Genomic DNA, 18,100 nt, shown 5'->3' on the forward strand with positions numbered 1-18,100 from the left:
CGGGCAGGCGGGAAGTGAAACCGGTCACCACAGGCCGCGGGCCCTGGCCAGCCTGCCGACCGTCAGCGCGACCCGCAGCACCAGTGCGTCCCGCGGCTCGGTCGCGTTGCGGCCGGTCAGCTCGGACGCGCGGCGCAGGCGGTACCGCACCGTGTTGGGGTGCACGAACAGCTTCTTCGCGCACGTCTCCAGCACGCCGCCGGACTCGAGGTACTCGTCGACGGTCTGCAGCATGGTCGGCCCGGCGGCCTCCAGCGGCTGCGCGATCTCCTCGATCAGCAGCCGCTCCGCCTCGGCGTCGCCGGACAACGCGCGCTCCGGCAGCAGGTCCGACGACCGGACCGGACGCGGCGCGCCCGGCCAGCCCACCACGGCCCGCAGCCCGGACAGCGCTTCGGCCGCGCTGCGGTGGGCTTCGGCGAGGCTGCCGACCGTCGGCCCGGCCACCACCGGACCCTCGCCGAACGCGCCGGCCAGCTTGGCGAGCACCTCTTTCTGCTTGGCGTCGCCGTCGGTCGGGCCGCCCACCACGATGATCAGCCGCGATCCCTGCACGCTCAGCAGCACCGGGCGGCCCAGCCGGGCGGCCAGGCGCCGCACCTCGAACACGACCGTCGGCGGGTCGTCCGAGGGCGGTGCCCCCGCGAGCACGGTCGCCATCGCCGACGGCTCCCAGCCCAGCGCGGCGGCCCGGGACAGCACGGCCTCCTCGGCGTCGCCGCGGACGATGCCGTCCACGACCAGCGCCTCCAGCCGGGCGTCCCACGCGCCGCGGGCCTCGGCGGCCGCCGCGTAGGAGTTGGCCGTTGCGAACGCGATTTCGCGGCCGTAGCGCAGGATCCCCTCGATCAGCGCGGCGTGCTCGGCCTCGGTGGCGGCGAATTCCGGCAGCTGCTCCTCGAACACCTCGATCGCCAGCCGCACCAGACCGACGGCCTGCCGCAGGCTGATCCACCGGGACAGGTCCTCGGGTGCGCCGCGGAAGGCCTCGGTGGTGAGCTTGAGGGCCTCCTGCGAGTCGCGGAGCCAGTCGACGAACCCGGCCGCGCCGGTCTGGGTGATCAGCAGGATGCTGGCCCGCTGCTCGGCGGGGAGCCGGCCGAACCACGGCAGGCGCTGCTCCATCGCGGCGACACTGGCCGAGGCGAGCCGCCCGGAGGCGTGCTCCAGCCGGCGCAGCGTCTTCGCCGAGAGGCCGTGGTGCTTGGCCGGCCGCCTGCCATTGGTCTGGGTCATCGCAGCTCAGACTGTAACCGGCCGCCCGGTGAACGCGAGGCCGCCCGGCGCATCGCGGTTCTCGCAGCGCCGGGCGGCCTCATCTCCCCGGTCCCCACCGGTACGTCCACTATGGACCTTGTGGATCTTTTTCCGCCAGTGTTCTCACCCGATCGTGCAAGTAATTTTCGAACGATGTAGCAAGCCTCACCCCGCGTGAAGGAATGGGGTCGATCCGTGGCAGGTTGACCTGTCGGACGGGAGGCGCCATGCACGTTCTGTTGCAGCACGGATTGTCCGTTTTCGGGCAGTGGATCTCCATCGCGGAGCTGGTGGGGCAGCTGTGCGCCCTGGCCGTCGTGTTCCTCGCGCAGCGGCGCACGCTGTGGACGTGGCCGGTGCAGGTCGGCGCGACCGTCCTGCTCTTCGCCGTCTACGCCTCCGCTCACCTGGGCGGGCTCGCGGCCCGGCAGGTGGCGATCCTGCTGATCTCGGTCTACGGCTGGTGGGCCTGGTCGCGGCGCCGAGACCCGGTGTACGGGGTGGTGGTCCGGGGCGGCCGGGCGGTCGAGCGGGTCGTGATGGCCGCCGCGTTCGTCGCCGGCACCGTGGTCATGGCGCTGGTGCTCGACGCGCTGAACGCGTCGTGGGCACCCTGGCCGGACGCGGCGATCTTCGTCGGGACGCTGGTGGCGTTCGCGGCGCAGGGGCGCGGTCTGGTCGAGTTCTGGCTGGTGTGGCTGGTGGTCGACGCGATCGGCGTGCCGCTGCAGATCTCGTCGGGCCTGTACTTCTCGGCGGCGATCTACCTCGTGTTCGCCGTGCTGGTCGTGCACGGCTGGTGGAGCTGGCACCGCGCGGCCGCCACGCGCCCGGAGCTCACGGCAGCATCCCGCTGAGGAAAGTGGCCTGCGCCACCACGATCAGGCACATCACCACCAGCAGTCCCGCGCTCCACGGCAGCACCTTCCGCAACAGCGTGCCCTCCTCGCCGGGCAGCATCGCCGCGGCGCAAGCGATGCTGAGGTTCTGGGGCGAGATCATCTTGCCCAGCACGCCACCGGAGGAGTTGGCCGCCGCGAGCAGCTCGGCCGGCAGCCCGGCCTGGTGCGCCGCGGTCACCTGCAGTGCGCCGAACAGCGCGTTGGCCGAGGTGTCGGATCCCGAGACGGCGACCCCGAACCACCCCAGCACGGGCGAGAGGAACGCCAGGCCCGCCCCGGCTCCCGCGATGAAGTAGCCGATCGTGGTGGCCTGGCCGGACAGGTTCATCACGTAGGCCAGCGCGAGCACGCTCGTCACGGTCAGGATCGCGAAGCGCAGTTCGTGGACCGTTCCGCCCCACTCGCGCGCGGCGTCGCGAGCCCTGACGCGGAGGAAGAGCGCGGTGAGGACGCCGGCGACGAGCACGAGGGTGCCACCGGTGTTGAGGAACGGCAGCGAGAAGGTGTTGCCGGAGACCGGTTTGCCGGACGAGTTCGCCACCGACAGCGCGGGCCAGTCGAACTTCCACGTCGCCGCGTCCAGCAGCCGCTTGACCGGCGGCAGCTGGCCGATCGAGAAGATCGCGATGATCAGCGCGTAGGGCAGGTAGGCGCGGACGACCTCGCCGCGGTCCTCGGGCCGGTCGAGCGTTTCGGTGGCGGCACCGGTGAGCACGGAGGTGCGGACCTCTTCGCGTGCCGGTGTGCGCGCCGCGGGCAGGGCGACGAGCGCGGCCGCGCCGGCGAGGGCCGCGCCGATGTCGGCGAGCTGGGCGGACACGAAGTTGGAGGCCGCGAACTGCACGACGCCGAACGCGACGCCGCACACCAGCGCGGGTTTCCAGGTCTCCCGCAGTCCGCGACGCCCGTCGACGATGAAGACCAGCAGCAGCGGCACGAACAACGCGAGGATCGGCGTCTGGCGGCCGATGATCGACGACACGGTGCCCAGCGGCAACCCGGTCACCTGCGCCAGCGTGACGACCGGTGTGCCCATGGCGCCGAACGCGACCGGCGCGGTGTTGGCGACCAGTGCGACGACCGCCGCCCGCACCGGGGTGAACCCGAGCGCCACCAGCATCACCGAGCTGATCGCGACGGGCGCGCCGAACCCGGCCAGCGCCTCCATGAGGGCGCCGAAGCAGAACGCGATGATCAGGGCCTGGATGCGCGGATCGTCGGAGACCCGGCCGAAGGACCGCCGGAGCACGTCGAAATGGCCCGTGCGGACGGTGATCCGGTAGATCCACAGGGCGTTGACGACGATCCACATGATGGGGAAGAGGCCGAACGCGGCTCCCTGGAAGGCGCTGGAGACCGCCTGGCCGGCGGGCATGCCGTAGATCGTGATCGCGACGACCAGGGCGACGAGCAGGCCGATCAGGCCCGCGTGGTGGGCCTTCATGCGCACGACGCCCAGCAGCACGAGGACGGTGGCCAGGGGTAGCGCCGCGACCAGCGCGGACAGGCCGAGTGAACCGGCCAGCGGGGCGAGCTCCTGCACGAACATGCCGACCTCGATTCCACATCGCGGAAGTGATCTTCCGAACAGTGAGGTGGAATGGTCCTGTGCCGCGCGGGGGTGGTCAAGCGGCGTGTTCCACTGATCGAGATGTGCGCGGCTAGGGGGCCCGCGCATCCCGGCAACCGACCGCGACGTCACCTCGCCGGCCACAGCTCCCGGGGTGTGACGTGGATGAACACGGCGCCGGCCCGCGTGCGCGTACCTGTCGGCCTGCCGGTTGCGGAGGTAGCGGGTGAGCCCCTGGCCGGGACGGGTTCGTGCCGGTCAACCGCAGTTGTGTGGGCGCAGCGGGGTTCGAACCTGCGACCCCCTCCTTGTTGCCGCGGCGCCGGGGTACGTGGGCGATGCCGTTCGCGGTCAGCGGGCCCCGGTTGTCTCGCCAAGCCACAGCTGGCCCGTGTGCGCGTACCTGTCGGCCTGTCGCATCCGGAGTTACCCGGTGGGTTGGCGATTTTCGGTCTGTTCCTCGGCGAGTAGCCAGTTGCACCACTGCTTGAGTGCCCGTCGGCGGACCGAGCTGCCGTAGTTCTCGATGGCCCTCGAGCTTGTGTCGGCGGCCTCGAGGTCACGCAGCCGGTCGCGAAGGGACGAGTTCGTGCCGGTCAACCGCAGTTGTGTGGGCGCAGCAGGGTTCGAACCTGCGACCCCCTCCTTGTAAGGGAGGTGCTCTTCCGCTGAGCTATGCGCCCTCGGCCGGCGGCACCCGGATCGGGCACCGCCGGCGGGAGGATCATTTCGGCAGCTCGGCCACCGCTCGCTTCCAGGCGAGCTGGTCGCGCGGCTCGCCCGGCTGGTTGACCTCGGCGAAGCGCACCACGCCGCCCTTGTCGATCAGGAAGGTGCCCCGGTTGGCCAGCCCCGCGCCCTCGTTGAAGACGCCGTACAGCTTGGCCACCTCGCCGTGCGGCCAGAAGTCGGACAGCAGCGGGAACTGGTAGCCCTGCTGCTCGGCCCACGCCTTGAGCGAGAACGGTGTGTCGACGGACACACCGATGACCTGGACGCCCTGGCCGTCGTACTCCGCGAACTCGTCGCGCAGCTGGCACAGCTCGCCCTGGCAGATCCCGCTGAACGCGAACGGGTAGAAGACCAGGAGCACCGGCTTGTCGCCCCGGAACGACGACAGCGTGACCGGCTGCTTGTTGTAGTCGTTCAGGGTGAAATCCGGAGCAGCTGAACCGACCTCGACCGCCATCGAAGCACCTTTCCGCATCGCCAACGTTGCTCTTCCGCACGCCTACCTTAGCGTGCGGGGTCTCAGCGCTGCTTCGACTTCGATTTCGGCGAGACCAGCTTCGTGCCGGACCAGTTGGGCCCGACGCTGATGTTGGAGGTCTGCGCGAGCCCGACGGTGGGCACCGCCTCGGCGATCTCGCTCGGCTCCACGTGCCCGGGCTGCCCGGTCTTGGGCGTCAGGACCCAGATGATGCCGTTCTCGTCCAGCGGCGACCGCGCGTCCATGATCGCGTCGACCAGGTCCCCGTCGTCCTCCCGCCACCACAGCAGGACCACGTCGATGACCTCGTCGGCGTCCTCGTCGAGGAGATCGCCGCCGATATGTTCTTCGATCGCGGCACGCAGGTCGTCGTCGACGTCCTCGTCCCACCCGATCTCCTGAACCACCATGTCCGGCTTGATGCCAAGCCTCTCGGCGACGCTGCTGTACTCAGCGTCTCCCGCGGCGACCACTGCAGTCACTCCTCCAACTCACGACGCGAACGGCACGGTGCCGCCCGCTCTCGACATACGGATGGGGCTAGCGAACACGCCCGGAGCCTCCGGCGCAACCGTCCACACCGGATCTCTGTCAACTCGTAGCGCAGCGTAGGGCCGCGCGGGCTGTGTTCGCGACCGCAAAACGACCCTCGACGGGACCACTCCGGGCACACCTGGCCTAGTGTGGTCATAACGCGCGCGCGTGCGCGCGCGGACTGAGGTGAACGTTACCGCCCAGTAGCGATGACGGGAAGCCCCGATCAGACGAACATGACAGAGAGGGCACGGCGACCAGACGCATCCGTGTCCCGCAACGCGAAGTGAGAACGGCGAGGAGATCCCTTGGCCCCCCAGAACGACCAGGCCGCAGGCACCGGTGCCGGCACCGATCGGGCTCCGGCCCGGGTCCGCGTCATCCGTGACGGGCTGGCGGCCCACCTGCCCGACATCGACCCCGAGGAGACCGCCGAATGGCTGGACTCCTTCGACGAGGCACTCGCCCGGGGTGGCCAGCAGCGCGCCCGCTACCTGATGCTGCGGATCCTGGAACGCGCCCGTGAGCGCAACGTCGGCGTGCCGCCGCTGACCGCGACGGACTACGTCAACACCATCCCCACGGAGAACGAGCCCTGGTTCCCCGGCGACGAGGAGATCGAGCGCCGCTACCGGGCCTACATCCGCTGGAACGCGGCGATCATGGTGCACCGGGCGCAGCGCCCCGGTGTGAGCGTCGGCGGCCACATCTCCACGTACGCGTCCTCGGCCGCGCTGTACGAGGTCGGCTTCAACCACTTCTTCCGGGGCAAGGACCACTCCGGCGGCGGCGACCACGTCTACATCCAGGGCCACGCCTCACCCGGCATCTACGCCCGCGCCTACCTCGAGGGACGGCTGTCGGAGCAGCAGCTGGACGGGTTCCGCCAGGAGCTGTCGCACGCCGGCGAGGGCGGCGGCCTGCCGTCGTACCCGCACCCGCGGCTGATGCCGGGCTTCTGGGAGTACCCGACGGTCTCGATGGGCCTGGGCCCGATGAACGCGATCTACCAGGCCCGGTTCAACCGGTACCTGCGCGACCGCGGCATCAAGGACACCTCCGACCAGCACGTGTGGGCGTTCCTCGGTGACGGCGAGATGGACGAGCCGGAGTCGCGCGGCCTGATCCACGTGGCCGCCGGTGAGGGCCTGGACAACCTGACCTTCGTCATCAACTGCAACCTGCAGCGGCTCGACGGCCCGGTGCGCGGCAACGGCAAGATCATCCAGGAGCTCGAGGCCTACTTCCGGGGCGCGGGCTGGAACGTGATCAAGGTCATCTGGGGCCGTGAGTGGGACGCGCTGCTGCACGCCGACCGCGACGGCGCCCTGGTCAACCTGATGAACGTCACGCCGGACGGCGACTACCAGACGTACAAGGCCAACGACGGCGCCTACGTCCGCGAGCACTTCTTCGGCCGCGATCCGCGCACGAAGGACCTCGTCAAGGACCTCACCGACGCCGAGATCTGGAACCTCAAGCGCGGCGGCCACGACTACCGCAAGGTGTACGCGGCGTACAAGGCGGCGATGGAGCACCACGGCCAGCCGACCGTGATCCTGGCCCACACCATCAAGGGTTACGGCCTGGGCCCGGCGTTCGAGGGCCGCAACGCCACGCACCAGATGAAGAAGCTGACGCTCGACGACCTCAAGCTGTTCCGGGACGCGCAGCGCATCCCGATCAGCGACGAGGAGCTGGAGCGCGACCCGAAGCTGCCGCCGTACTACCACCCCGGCGCCAACTCGCCGGAGATCGAGTACATGCTCAGCCGCCGCAAGACGCTCGGCGGGTTCGTGCCGGAGCGGCGCAACCGGGCCAAGCCGCTGGTGCTCCCGGGTGACAAGGTCTACGAGGCCGTCCGGAAGGGCTCGGGCAAGCAGGAAGTCGCCACCACGATGGCGTTCGTGCGGCTGGTGCGCGAGCTGGCCAAGGACGGCGAGATCGGCCACCGGATCGTGCCGATCATCCCGGACGAGGCCCGCACCTTCGGCCTGGACTCGATGTTCCCGACGGCCAAGATCTACAACCCGCAGGGGCAGACCTACACGTCGGTGGACGCCAACCTGATGCTGGCGTACAAGGAGTCCGAGCACGGCCAGCTGCTGCACGAAGGCATCAACGAGGCCGGGTCGACGGCGTCGTTCACGGCGGTGGGCACGTCCTACGCCACGCACGGCGAGCCGATGATCCCGATCTACATCTTCTACTCGATGTTCGGCTTCCAGCGCACCGGCGACGGCCTGTACGCGGCGGCGGACCAGATGGCGCGCGGGTTCGTGCTCGGCGCCACGGCCGGGCGCACCACGCTGACCGGTGAGGGCCTGCAGCACGCCGACGGGCATTCGCTGCTGCTGGCGCACACCAACCCCGCCGTGGTGGCCTACGACCCGGCGTGGTCGTTCGAGATCGCGCACATCGTCCGGGACGGCCTGCGCCGCATGTACGGGGAGGGCGGCCCGGAGGGCAACGGCGAGAACGTCTTCTACTACGTCACGATCTACAACGAGCCCTACCGGCAGCCGGCCGAGCCGGAGAACCTGGACGTGGCCGGGCTGCTCAAGGGCCTCTACCGGTACGCCGAGGCCCCGGCCGGCGACGGCCCGGAGGCGCAGATCCTGGTCTCCGGTGTCACGATGCCGGACGCGCTCAAGGCGCAGGCGAAGCTGGCCGAGGAATGGGGCGTACGCGCGGCCGTGTGGTCGGCGACGTCGTGGTCGGAGCTGCGCCGCGAAGCGGTGGAGATCGACCGGGACAACCTGCTGCACCCGGCCGATTCGCCGCGCGTGCCGTACGTGACGCAGGCCCTGTCCGGCGCGGCCGGTCCGGTCGTGGCGGTCTCGGACTGGATGCGTGCCGTGCCCGACCTGATCCGCCCGTGGGTCCCGACCGACATGGTCACCCTCGGCACGGACGGGTTCGGCTTCTCCGACACGCGTCCGGCGGCGCGGCGGCACTTCCTGGTCGACGCCGAGTCGATCACGGTCGCCACGCTGGCCGCGCTCGCCAAGCGCGGTGAGGTGCCGCAGGACAAGGTCGTCGAGGCCGCCCGCAAATACCGGATCGACGACGTGTCCGCGGCCGGCCCGCAGCTGACCGACGCCGGCAACGCCTGATCCGTTCCGTTTACCGTGAAGGCCACTCCCACCGCGGGGGTGGCCTTCACGGTCCTGAGCGTGAGGATGTCCCGATGACGCGACGCCGACTGCCCAAGCCCAGTGAGCTGCGGGAGATCCTGCGGCCGAAACCGGTGAAACTGAACCCGACCGAACGCCGTCTGGCGAACGCGCACACGATCGCCGACCTGCGCACCGTCGCCCGCCGCCGCACGCCGCGCGCGGTGTTCGACTACACCGATGGCGCCGCGGAGCTCGAGGACAGCCTGCGCCGCGCCCGCCAGGCGTTCCGCAGCGTGGAATTCCACCCCAACGTGCTCCGCGGAGTGTCCGATGTGGACACCAGCGTGTCGATCCTGGGCGAGGAGTCGGCGCTGCCGTTCGCCTTCGCGCCCACCGGGTTCACGCGGATGATGCACCACGAGGGGGAACGGGCGGTGGTCCGGGTGGCGCAACGGGAACGCATCCCGTACGCCCTGTCGACGATGGGCACCACCTCGATCGAGGACGTCGCCGAGGCCGCGCCGCACGCGCGGAAGTGGTTCCAGCTCTACGTGTGGCGCGACCACGCGGCGGGCCGGGAGCTGATGCAACGAGCCGAGGCGTGCGGGTACGACACGTTGTTGCTCACCGTCGACACCCCGGTTGCCGGAGCGCGGATGCGGGACGTGCGCAACGGCCTGACCATCCCGCCGACGCTGACGCTGCGCACGTTCCTGGACGGCGCGACGCACCCGGCGTGGTGGTTCAACCTGCTCACCACCGAGCCGCTGAAGTTCGCCTCGTTCGGTTCGTGGAACGGGACCGTCGCGGAGCTGATCAACGCCCTCTTCGACCCGACGCTCAGCTTCGACGATCTGGCGTGGGTGCGGGAGACGTGGCGCGGCAAGCTGGTCGTGAAGGGGATCCAGAACCCCGACGACGCCCGTGACGTGGTGAAGTGCGGCGCGGACGCGGTGGTGCTGTCCAACCACGGCGGCCGGCAGCTGGACCGCGCGCCGACGCCGCTCGAGCTGCTGACACCGACGCTGGACGCGGTGGGCGGCGACGCCGAGGTGTGGGTGGACACCGGGATCCTGTCGGGCGGCGACATCGTGGCGGCGTTGGCGCGCGGCGCGTCGGCTTGCTTGATCGGGCGGGCCTACCTGTACGGCCTGATGGCGGGCGGCGAGCGCGGCGTCCAGCGCTGCGTGGACATCCTGCGGGCCGAAATCGTGCGCACCATGCAGCTGCTGGGTGTGCGGACGGTCGCCGACCTCCAGCCGACCCACGCCACCCTGCGCTGACGGGGGACCCGGCCGCGGTCCGACGGCCGCACGGCAAGGTGCCCGTCACCGATAACGGGGTGCGGTGGGGAGCGGACACCGGCAAGCTCGCCCGGTGGATCGTGATCTCGTTTCGCGCCTGGCGCACTCCGACCATCCCATCGCGGCGCCGCTCGGTGACGATGCCGTCGCCGCCCTGCTGGGCCGTGCCGTGCCCGCCGAGGGCGCCCGCGTTCTGGACCTCGGCTGTGGCGGCGGCGAGTGGCTGCTGCGCGCCCTGGAGCTGCGGCCCGCGGCGCGGGCCGAAGGCGTGGACGTCGCCCGGGTGGCGCTCGACCACGCACGGCGCGAGGCCGGCCGGCGGGGACTCGCGGACCGGCTCGTGCTGCGGGAGCTGGACGCGGCCACCTTCACCGCCGACGAGCCCTTCGACGTCGTGCTCTGCGTCGGTTCCACGCACGCCTTCGGGGGTCTCCTCCCGGCCCTCGGCGCGGCTCGCAAGCTGCTCGCGCCGGGCGGGCGGGTCATCGTCGGCGAGGGGTACTGGGAACGCGACCCCAGCCCGCAGGCCGTGGAGATCTTCGGCGACCTCGCGGACCTGCCCACGACCGTCGACGCGGTGACCGACGACGGCTGGGTCCCGGTGTACGGGCACCTCAGCACGCGTCACGAGCTGGACGACTACGAGTGGTCCTGGACCGGCTCGCTCGCCGCGCGGGCCCTCGACCAGCCGGACGTGCTCGCGACAGCGGCCGAGCACCGCCACGAATGGTTGCGCGGCTACCGCGACAGCTTCGGCTTCCTCACCCTGGTGCTCACGCCCCTGCCGTGACGCACGACCACCAGACCCGTCCCCCGCTACCATGAGCGCGGTGAGGGAACGCGCGCTCGCGGCACTGGCGGGGCTGGCCATCGGCGACGCGCTGGGCATGCCGACCGAAGGCCGATCGCCCGCGGAGATCGAGCCCGTCACCGGCTTCGCGGCCGCGCGGGGCCTGCCCGCGGGCGGGGTCACCGACGACACCCAGCAAACGGTCATCATGGCCCGCCTCCTCATCGAGGGGGACGGGCACATCGACCCGCACCGGCTCGCCGACGAACTCCTCGCTTGGGAACGCGACCTCCGGCGTCGCGGCATCAACGGCCTCCTCGGGCCCTCCACGCGCGCCGCGCTGCACGCCGTCGCCGCCGGGGAACCCCTCGAGAAAGCCGGGCGGTACGGCACCACGAACGGCGCGGCCATGCGGATCACGCCCGTGGGCATCGCGAACCCGCCCGACCTGCCGGACCTCGTCGACAAGACCGTCGAAGCCAGCTGGGTCACGCACAACACCGGCGTCGCCCTCGCCGGAGCAGCCGCGGTCGCCGCCGCCGTCAGCGCGGGCATCGACGGCGCCACCGTGCGCGAGGCCACGGACCTCGCCGTCGCGGCGGCGGAATCCGCCGCCCGGCGCGGGAACTGGGCCGCCGCCGGGGATGTCGCCGCGCGGATCGGCTGGGTGCGCACCCTGGACCTGGCCGACGTCGCGAGCCTCATCGGCACCAGCGTCGCGACCCAGGAGTCCGTGCCCGCCGCGTTCGCGGTGCTCGCCCACCTCGACGACCCCTGGGAGGCCTGCAAGTTCGCCGCGAGCATGGGCGGCGACACCGACACGATCGCCGCCATCGTCGGCGCCGTCGCGGGCGCCTGCACCGGGCAGCGGGCGTTCCCCCGCGAAGCGGTGCGCACCGTGTCGGAGGTCAACGACCTCCCGCTGCCGGAGCTGGCCGACGGTCTGCTGGAACTGCGCGCCAAAACCCGGTGAGCGCCGCGGCCGTCTCCTGTGGACGGTCCAGCTGCACGCAGTGCCCGGCGCCCGGGACGCCGACCGCGTCCCGGCCGAACCGCTTCGCCAGCCGCTGGTACTCCGCGTGCGAGCCGGTGAACTCGTCGTCCATCCCGTGCACGAACAGCAGTGGCACCCCGGAGCCCGCCAGCTCGCCGATCCCCGCGCGCGGACCGCACAGCAGCCGGGCGAACCCGATGAGGTGCCCGGCCCGCGTGGTCGACAACCGGGTGGTCATCAGGTCCAGCCGGTCCGGTTGCTCCCGCGCCCAGTGCTCGACGAGCGTCGCCAGGCCCGCCGGGCCCTCCGCCGCCACCGCGTCGGCGCACCAGGTCAGGAACCCGGTCTCCCGGTCCGAACCGGACAGCAGGCTGCCCAGCGACGTCAGGCTCCGGACGGATCGGGGACAGGCGACGGCCGCCGCGTGCGCGACCGCGGCCCCCGCGCAGTGCGCGACGACGTGCGCCGGTGCGCCCTCGCCGACCTGGTCGACCACGGCCAGCAGGTCCTGGGCCATCGCGGACAGCGTGTAGGCGCTCGGATCGTCCGAACCGGGGCTTTCGTGCTGGCCGTGGTGGTCCACCGCCCACGCCGCGAACCCGGGCTCCGCCAGTACGGGCAGCAACGGCGCGAAGTCCTCTTTGGACCCGAGGTACCCGGGGACGAGCACCACCGGTTCGCCCTCGCCGGCCCGCAGCGCGGCGAACCGCCCGCGGTCGGTCTCGAGCAGAACGCTCGCGTCCGCCACCGTGGTCACAGCGCCGCCCCTTCCCGGACCGCGGCCTTCTCGATCACGTCGGCGGCCGCGGCCGCACCACCGTACCCCCGCACGATCCCGGACATCTCCCGCACGTTCGCGCCGATCCGCGAGTCGGAGGTGACCTCCAGCACCGCGTTGTGCAGGGCTTGCGCCGTCACGTCCGCGCGGTCGAGCGTGACGCCCAGCCCCAGCTCGGCCAGGCGCGCCGCGTTCAGCCGCTGCTCGGCCATCTGCGGCACCGCCACCATCGGCACCCCGTGGTACAGCGATTCCAGCAGGCTGCCCATCCCGGCGTGGGTGACGAACGCCGACGCCGCGGCGAGCACGTCCAGCTGCGGCACCATCGGTGCGATCTCCACGTGGTCCGGCACCGGTCCCAGCTCGGCGGGGTCGATGTGGCGGCCGATCGCCATCACGGTGTGCCAGCCCAGCCCCGCGGCCACGTCGGCGCAGGTGCGGAAGAACTCCGGCTGGTCGGTGAAGCACGAACCGAGGGACACCAGCAGCACCGGCCTGTCCGACGGCGGCCGCCAGCCGCCCTCGGGCGCGCGCAGGGCCGGGCCGGCGAAGGTGTGCTCCGGGCCGAGCAGTTCCGGCGACATCTGGATCTCCCGCGGCACGAACACGACCTTGGGGTCGGTCACCGCCTGGAACTCCTCGACCGTGCAGCCCAGTCCGCGGGAGTCCAGGAACCGCTGGAACCGTTGGTACACGGGCAGTTCCGCCAGGGTGTCCACGCCGAACGCGACGCGCTCCCAGCCCGGGAACAGCGCGTGCGTGGGGGACAGCTGCACCATCGGCAGACCGCGCTCGCACGCCAGGATCTTCCCGGCGAAGGCGACGAAGTCGTAGGCGACCACGTCCGGCGGCTCGTCGTCGCACGCCGCCGCCAGCACCGGGAGCGCGGCCTCGGCGTCGCGGTGGTACATCTCCACGCCCGCCATCAGGTCCTCCGGAGGCGGCCCGGGGTCGCGCACCCCCGGCAGCACCACCGGTTCCGCCCCGGCCGCGCGCACCTGCGGCACGAAATCCTCGCCCACCGCGTAGCTGACGCGCCAGCCGCGGGACACCAGCTCGCCCACCACCGCCAGCGTCGGGTTGACGTGACCGTGGTCCGGCGCGTTGACGAACAGCACGTGCCTCATCGCGCCACCCCGCAGACGACGTGCTCGACCGGCGCGCAGTACGGCAGGCCGGACAGCGGCTGTCCGGCGAAGAACCGCAACGCCAGGTCCACGATCTCGGCGGGCCGCTCCAGGTGCACGAGGTGGTCCGCGCCGTGAATCGTGGTGAACCGCGCGTCGGCGCAGCGCGCCGCGGCTTCCCGGCTCAGCCGCGGTGTGGTCAGCGGATCGTGTTCGCCGGTGGTGACCAGCACGGGGACGGGCAACACGGAGCCGTCGTCGCCCGGGTGGTCCAGCAGCCGCCGCGTGTTGTCGAGGTACTTGGCGACATCGGCGTCGGTCATGGTGTTGACCAGACCGCCCACGCACCGCCGGACCGCGGCCTGCCGCCGCACACCCGGTTGTCCGCTCAGCATCAGGTCCAGCACCTCCGCGGTGAACTCCTCGTGGCGCCCCTGCTCGGCCAGCTCGACGCTGCGCGAGATGCGCTGGCGCAGCCGTCCGGTCACGTGCGACATGGTGCCGACCAGCAGCAGCCGCCGGACCCGTTCGGGCCGCAGCTGCGCCCACCGGTGCGCGACGCCGCTGCCGTACGAGGCGCCGACCATGTGCACCGGACCGGGGGCGACGTGGTCGAGGAGGTGGTCGAGCGCGCCGGCGAGGAAGTCCACCCCGTACTCCGGCGGCAGCCGGTCGGCGGTGCCCCAGCCCGGCAGGTCGACGGTGATCACGTCGGCCTCCGCGAGGAGCTCGCGTTCGATGCGGCCCCACGCGTCCTTGTGCTGGAACGCGCCGCCGACCAGGACGACCGGCTCGAGTCCGCCGCCCGATCCGTACACTTTCCTGCCCTCGTAGGCGAATCCGCCGAACGTGAGCGGGACGATCTCCTGCCGGGTGGTCATTGCCGTCACAGCGAAGTTCCTTGGTCTCGGTTTCGGGCCCGCCACGTAACCACGTCGTCGCCCGTTCGCGCGCCGCGGAAACTCGATGGAGCCAACATCTCCACACGCACGTGTGACCGGCTTCCGTGATGCGAAACCGTGCCGCGGCCGGGCTGCCGCCGGCGGGGCGTGGTGCGGGGACACTGATCCCGGCCCGGTTGGATGGACCCATGACCGTGACGTTCCTGCTGCTCGTCCGGCTGTCCGAGGACGGGGCGGCCGCCTTCGACGCCTACGAGGATTCGGTGCTGCCGCTGCTGGCCGAGTACGGCGGGCGCCTCGAGCGGCGGGTGCGCTCCCTCGACGACCGCACCGAGGCGCACCTCGTGTCGTTCCCCGGCGAGCAGGAGTTCGGCGCCTACCGCGACGATCCCCGGCGCGCCGCCGCCACGCCGTCGCTGGCGCGGTCGGGCGCGGTGGTCGAACTCCTGCCCGTCCGGGACCTCACTTCCCGAAGCCGGCCGTCAGGCCGCTGACCAGCTGCCGCCGGCCCAGGACGTACAACGCCAGCACCGGCAGCGTGGACAGCACGACCGCCGCGAGCACCGCCGGGATGTTGACCCGGAACTGCCCCTGGAACGACCACAGCGCGAGCGGCAGCACCCGCTGGTCCGGGCTCTGCGTCAGGATCAACGGGAACAGGAACCCGTTCCACACGTTGAGCCCGTCGTACACCGCGACGGTGATCACCGCGGGCCGCGTCATCGGCAGCACCAGGCTGAGCAGCATCCGCCAGTCCCCGGCGCCGTCCACCCGCATCGACTCGAACAGCTCGTTCGGCACGTCGCGCAGGAAGTTCGCCAGGATGACCACCGACAGCGGGATCGCGAACGCCACCGACGGCAGGATGATCGCCAGCAGCGTGTCGTACAGCTTCGCCCGCGTGATCAGGTAGTAGACCGGGATGATCGTGGCCTGCAGCGGGATCGCCAGCCCCAGCAGGAAACCGCGGTAGGTCATCCGCGAGAACCAGCTCGTGCCGCGCACCACGTAGTAGGCCGCCATCAGCGACACCGCGACCGCGATCGCCACCGTCGCCGCGGTCACCACCACGCTGTTGAGGAAGTAGCGCCAGAAGTCGTTCTCCAGCACCAGTTCGTACGCGCTCGCGGTGGGCGGGGACGGCAGGGACAGGGGATTGGAGTCGTAGAACCCGCGCTGGTTGCGCAAGCTCGTCACGACCACGTAGTAGACCGGCACCAGCACGATGCCCAGCCAGACCAGCCCGGCCAGGCCACCCGCGAAGTTGGGACGGGTCCGCATCACGCGCCCTCCAGCTGACTGCCCCGGCGGAAACTCGACAGCTTCGACAGGCCCAGCGACAACGCCAGTCCGGCGACGACCAGCAGCACGGCCAGGGTGCTCGCGCGGCCCATGTCGTTGCCGGAGAACCCGGACAGGTACATGTCCAGCGGCAGCAGGCGGGTCGCGTCGCCCGGTCCGCCGCCGGTCAGCACGAACACCAGGTCGAAGTAGGTGAGCGACCCGACCGTCATCAGCGTGGACGACGTGATGATCGTGTACCGCAGCTGCGGCAGCGTGATGTGGAAGAACTGCCGCACCCGCCCGGCGCCGTCCAGTTGCGCCGCCTCGTACAGCGACGCCGGGATCTGCCGCACGCCGCCCTGGTAGAGCAGGGTGTGGAACGGCACGAACTGCCACGCGATCACGAAGACCACCACGTACAGCGCCAGGGTCGGGTCGCCCAGCCAGTCCTGCGACAGCACGTCGAGCCCGAACGCGCGGCTCATCCCGAAGTTCGGGTCCAGCAGCGCCTTGAACGCGATCGCGATGGCCGCCGCGGACAGCAGCATCGGCAGGAAGTACAGCACCCCGAGCACGGCGCGGAACCGGCCGCGCCCGGCGATCAGCACGCCGAGCAGCAGCGAGATCGGCGTCTGCACCAGCCAGCTGAGCACCATGACCTGCACCGACAGCCAGATCGCGTGGTAGGTGGCCGGATCGGTCAACGCCGCGGCCCAGTTGGCCAGCCCGGCCCAGGACGGGTCGCCGATGCCGTCCCACGCCATGAAGCTGAGCACCGCGACCCCGCCCAGCGGCACGACCGCGAACACCGCGAAGAAGGCCAGCGCGGGCACCGCCATCAGCGGGCTCGGCCCGGTGCGACGGCGGGCCCGGCCGGGCGCCGGCGTGCGTGCCGGCGCCCGGTGCCGCTTCTCGAGTACGGTGCTCACTGCCCGATCGTCGCGTTCATGTTGGCGGAGAACTGTTCCGGCGTGATCTGCTTGAGGAACAGCTGCTCCAGGTTGGTCAGCAGCGCGTCGGCCTGGCCCGGCGAGAGCGCCTGGTCCCAGGACAGCTGGAAGTTCGGCGCCCCGCTGGCCATGTCGTAGATGTAGGACAGGTACTGCGGGTCCTCGGACTTGGCGAGCTTGTCCTCGATGCCGGTGACGGGCGGCACCGAACCGCCGGCGAGCAGCGAGTCGACGTAGGCGTCGTTCATCATCCCGTCCCGCAGGTACTGCAGCGCGGCCTGCTTCTGCCCGTCGCTCGCGGTGGCCGAGATCGACCAGTAGTTGGCCGGGTTGCCGACGATGTTCTTCGGGTCGCCGGTGCCGCCGGGCACGGTGGGGAAGGTCGTCCAGCCGAGCTTGCCGTCGGTGATGAACCCGGGGTCGGCCTGCTTGATCGTCGGGAAGGCCCACGAGCCCATCAGGTACATCGCGGCCTTGCCGGTGAACAGCAGCGCGGTGTCGGCGTTGCTGTCGGTGGCGATCGAGTTGAAGCCGCGGACGAACCCGCCCGCGTCGACGAGCTGCTGGATCATCGTGTTGGCGCGGATGATCGCCGGTTCCGACCACGCGCCGGGCTTGTTGGCGGCGACGGCGTTGAACACCTCGGGACCGCCGATGCGGTCGACGAGGTACTCCTCCCACATCAGCTGCGGCCACTTGCTCTGCCCGCCCAGCGAGAACGGCGCGATGCCGGCCGCGTTGAACCGCGGCACCAGGGCCATCAGGTCGTCCCACGTCTTCGGCGGCTGCGCGCCGATCCGGTCGAACAGTTCCTTGTTGTAGAACAGGACGACCGGCTGCATGCCGTTGTTCGGGACCGCGTAGGTCTTGCCGTCGAGCACGCCGGTCCTGGCGACCGACGGCAGGAAGCGGTTGACGAAGGCGGGGTTGTTCGCGGCCTCCTGCGACAGGTCCATGATCTTGCCGGAGTCCACCCAGGACCGGAGCAGGCCGCCGCTCCAGCTGAAGACCAGTGTCGGGGCCTCGCCCGCGCCGATCGCGGTGCGGATCTTCTGCTTGTAGGCGTCGTTGCCGAAGTACTGCGCGTCGATCGCTGCGCCGGGGTTGCTCTGGCTCCAGGTCTCGAACGACGTGCGGAACGTCTGCTCGTCGCCGCCGGTGAGGGCCCAGGCCGTGGCGCCGCTGCCGCCGGCGGGACCGCTGGTGCCGCAGGCGGTGAGGGAGAGAACCGCGGCCATCCCGGCCGCGATCACGGCGGTGCGCCGCTTGACCAGTGTCATGATGCGCCTTCCCCATCGAAGGTCCGAAAGTTTTCGGAAACACTCTGGTGTGTGTCGGAAGATATGCCGAGGCGACAAGCCGGTCAAGAGCTGTTTTCA

16 protein-coding genes and 1 tRNA gene are annotated in these 18,100 nt (G+C 71.3%); 6 read left to right on the forward strand and 11 right to left on the reverse strand.

The window, feature by feature from the left end:
- Positions 1 to 24: 24 nt before the first annotated feature.
- The gene (locus FB470_RS19040) at positions 25 to 1,236 is read right to left on the reverse strand and encodes a PucR family transcriptional regulator (RefSeq protein ID WP_306993353.1); all 1,212 of its coding nucleotides are present in this window, start codon (positions 1,234 to 1,236) and stop codon (positions 25 to 27) included.
- Between the two features lie 248 nt (positions 1,237 to 1,484).
- On the opposite strand from FB470_RS19040, the gene FB470_RS19045 reads away from it, so the two are divergent.
- A complete protein-coding gene (locus FB470_RS19045; protein WP_306993354.1) occupies positions 1,485 to 2,114 on the forward strand; it encodes a nicotinamide mononucleotide transporter family protein in 630 nt (209 codons plus the stop codon).
- On the opposite strand, the gene FB470_RS19050 is transcribed toward FB470_RS19045, so the two are convergent.
- The 4 genes from FB470_RS19050 to FB470_RS19065 form a co-directional block, all read right to left on the reverse strand.
- Entirely contained in the window at positions 2,095 to 3,708 is a 1,614-nt protein-coding gene (locus FB470_RS19050) for an L-lactate permease (protein WP_306993356.1), read from the reverse strand. The genes FB470_RS19045 and FB470_RS19050 overlap by 20 nt on opposite strands.
- Positions 3,709 to 4,340: 632 nt before the next feature.
- Positions 4,341 to 4,412, reverse strand: a tRNA-Val gene (locus FB470_RS19055).
- Between the two features lie 41 nt (positions 4,413 to 4,453).
- A complete protein-coding gene (locus FB470_RS19060; RefSeq protein WP_306993358.1) occupies positions 4,454 to 4,918 on the reverse strand; it encodes a peroxiredoxin in 465 nt (154 codons plus the stop codon).
- A 62-nt stretch (positions 4,919 to 4,980) separates the two neighbouring features.
- Positions 4,981 to 5,412 (reverse strand): DUF3052 domain-containing protein, encoded by a 432-nt coding sequence (locus FB470_RS19065; RefSeq protein ID WP_306999362.1) that lies wholly within the window; start codon positions 5,410 to 5,412, stop codon positions 4,981 to 4,983.
- Positions 5,413 to 5,781: 369 nt separating this feature from the next.
- On the opposite strand from FB470_RS19065, the gene aceE reads away from it, so the two are divergent.
- The 4 genes from aceE to FB470_RS19085 all read left to right on the forward strand — a co-directional run bounded on the left by aceE (position 5,782) and on the right by FB470_RS19085 (position 11,659).
- On the forward strand, positions 5,782 to 8,589 hold the full coding sequence (gene aceE, locus FB470_RS19070; protein WP_306993360.1) for a pyruvate dehydrogenase (acetyl-transferring), homodimeric type: 2,808 nt from the start codon (positions 5,782 to 5,784) through the stop codon (positions 8,587 to 8,589).
- Positions 8,590 to 8,663: 74 nt separating this feature from the next.
- Positions 8,664 to 9,875: an alpha-hydroxy acid oxidase gene (locus FB470_RS19075; RefSeq protein ID WP_306993362.1), complete on the forward strand. Its 1,212-nt coding sequence runs from the start codon at positions 8,664 to 8,666 to the stop codon at positions 9,873 to 9,875.
- A gap of 94 nt (positions 9,876 to 9,969) precedes the next feature.
- A complete protein-coding gene (locus FB470_RS19080; RefSeq protein WP_306993364.1) occupies positions 9,970 to 10,686 on the forward strand; it encodes an SAM-dependent methyltransferase in 717 nt (238 codons plus the stop codon).
- Between the two features lie 31 nt (positions 10,687 to 10,717).
- Positions 10,718 to 11,659 (forward strand): ADP-ribosylglycohydrolase family protein, encoded by a 942-nt coding sequence (locus FB470_RS19085; protein WP_306993366.1) that lies wholly within the window; start codon positions 10,718 to 10,720, stop codon positions 11,657 to 11,659.
- On the opposite strand, the gene FB470_RS19090 is transcribed toward FB470_RS19085, so the two are convergent.
- Genes FB470_RS19090 through FB470_RS19100 form a run of 3 tightly spaced genes read right to left on the reverse strand, consistent with a single transcriptional unit; the run spans position 11,595 to position 14,466 of the window.
- Positions 11,595 to 12,437 (reverse strand): alpha/beta fold hydrolase, encoded by an 843-nt coding sequence (locus FB470_RS19090; protein ID WP_306993368.1) that lies wholly within the window; start codon positions 12,435 to 12,437, stop codon positions 11,595 to 11,597. The two genes, FB470_RS19085 and FB470_RS19090, sit on opposite strands and share 65 nt — an antisense overlap.
- Positions 12,434 to 13,585, reverse strand: coding sequence for a macrolide family glycosyltransferase (locus FB470_RS19095; protein ID WP_306993371.1), 1,152 nt, complete (start codon positions 13,583 to 13,585; stop codon positions 12,434 to 12,436). The genes FB470_RS19090 and FB470_RS19095 overlap by 4 nt, the downstream gene beginning before the upstream one ends.
- Positions 13,582 to 14,466 carry an alpha/beta fold hydrolase gene (locus FB470_RS19100; RefSeq protein ID WP_306999363.1) on the reverse strand — a complete coding sequence of 295 codons (885 nt, stop codon included), beginning with the start codon at positions 14,464 to 14,466 and terminating at the stop codon, positions 13,582 to 13,584. The genes FB470_RS19095 and FB470_RS19100 overlap by 4 nt, the downstream gene beginning before the upstream one ends.
- 209 nt (positions 14,467 to 14,675) lie before the next feature.
- Between FB470_RS19100 and FB470_RS19105 the strand changes: the two genes are divergently transcribed.
- A complete protein-coding gene (locus tag FB470_RS19105; RefSeq protein WP_306993373.1) occupies positions 14,676 to 14,981 on the forward strand; it encodes a PDDEXK family nuclease in 306 nt (101 codons plus the stop codon).
- Here FB470_RS19105 and FB470_RS19110 read toward each other — a convergent pair.
- Genes FB470_RS19110 through FB470_RS19120 form a run of 3 tightly spaced genes read right to left on the reverse strand, consistent with a single transcriptional unit; the run spans position 14,950 to position 18,001 of the window.
- Entirely contained in the window at positions 14,950 to 15,768 is an 819-nt protein-coding gene (locus tag FB470_RS19110; RefSeq protein ID WP_306993375.1) for a carbohydrate ABC transporter permease, read from the reverse strand. The two genes, FB470_RS19105 and FB470_RS19110, sit on opposite strands and share 32 nt — an antisense overlap.
- On the reverse strand, positions 15,768 to 16,700 hold the full coding sequence (locus FB470_RS19115) for a carbohydrate ABC transporter permease (RefSeq protein ID WP_306993377.1): 933 nt from the start codon (positions 16,698 to 16,700) through the stop codon (positions 15,768 to 15,770). Before FB470_RS19115 ends, FB470_RS19110 begins: the two co-directional genes overlap by 1 nt.
- Positions 16,697 to 18,001: an extracellular solute-binding protein gene (locus FB470_RS19120; protein WP_306993378.1), complete on the reverse strand. Its 1,305-nt coding sequence runs from the start codon at positions 17,999 to 18,001 to the stop codon at positions 16,697 to 16,699. Before FB470_RS19120 ends, FB470_RS19115 begins: the two co-directional genes overlap by 4 nt.
- Positions 18,002 to 18,100: the final 99 nt, after the last annotated feature.

Source organism: Amycolatopsis thermophila, assembly GCF_030814215.1.
In the GTDB taxonomy this organism is placed as follows: Bacteria; Actinomycetota; Actinomycetes; order Mycobacteriales; family Pseudonocardiaceae; genus Amycolatopsis_E; species Amycolatopsis_E thermophila.

Bases quoted from the DNA above. Each gene is read 5' to 3' on its own strand.
- FB470_RS19040 (WP_306993353.1), bottom strand. From the start codon at position 1,236: ATGACCCAGACCAATGGCAGGCGGCCGGCCAAGCACCACGGCCTCTCG.
- FB470_RS19045 (WP_306993354.1), top strand. From the start codon at position 1,485: ATGCACGTTCTGTTGCAGCACGGATTGTCCGTTTTCGGGCAGTGGATC.
- FB470_RS19050 (WP_306993356.1), bottom strand. From the start codon at position 3,708: ATGTTCGTGCAGGAGCTCGCCCCGCTGGCCGGTTCACTCGGCCTGTCC.
- FB470_RS19060 (WP_306993358.1), bottom strand. From the start codon at position 4,918: ATGGCGGTCGAGGTCGGTTCAGCTGCTCCGGATTTCACCCTGAACGAC.
- FB470_RS19075 (WP_306993362.1), top strand. From the start codon at position 8,664: ATGACGCGACGCCGACTGCCCAAGCCCAGTGAGCTGCGGGAGATCCTG.
- FB470_RS19085 (WP_306993366.1), top strand. From the start codon at position 10,718: ATGAGCGCGGTGAGGGAACGCGCGCTCGCGGCACTGGCGGGGCTGGCC.
- FB470_RS19095 (WP_306993371.1), bottom strand. From the start codon at position 13,585: ATGAGGCACGTGCTGTTCGTCAACGCGCCGGACCACGGTCACGTCAAC.
- FB470_RS19100 (WP_306999363.1), bottom strand. From the start codon at position 14,466: ATGACCACCCGGCAGGAGATCGTCCCGCTCACGTTCGGCGGATTCGCC.
- FB470_RS19105 (WP_306993373.1), top strand. From the start codon at position 14,676: ATGACCGTGACGTTCCTGCTGCTCGTCCGGCTGTCCGAGGACGGGGCG.
- FB470_RS19110 (WP_306993375.1), bottom strand. From the start codon at position 15,768: ATGCGGACCCGTCCCAACTTCGCGGGTGGCCTGGCCGGGCTGGTCTGG.
- FB470_RS19120 (WP_306993378.1), bottom strand. From the start codon at position 18,001: ATGACACTGGTCAAGCGGCGCACCGCCGTGATCGCGGCCGGGATGGCC.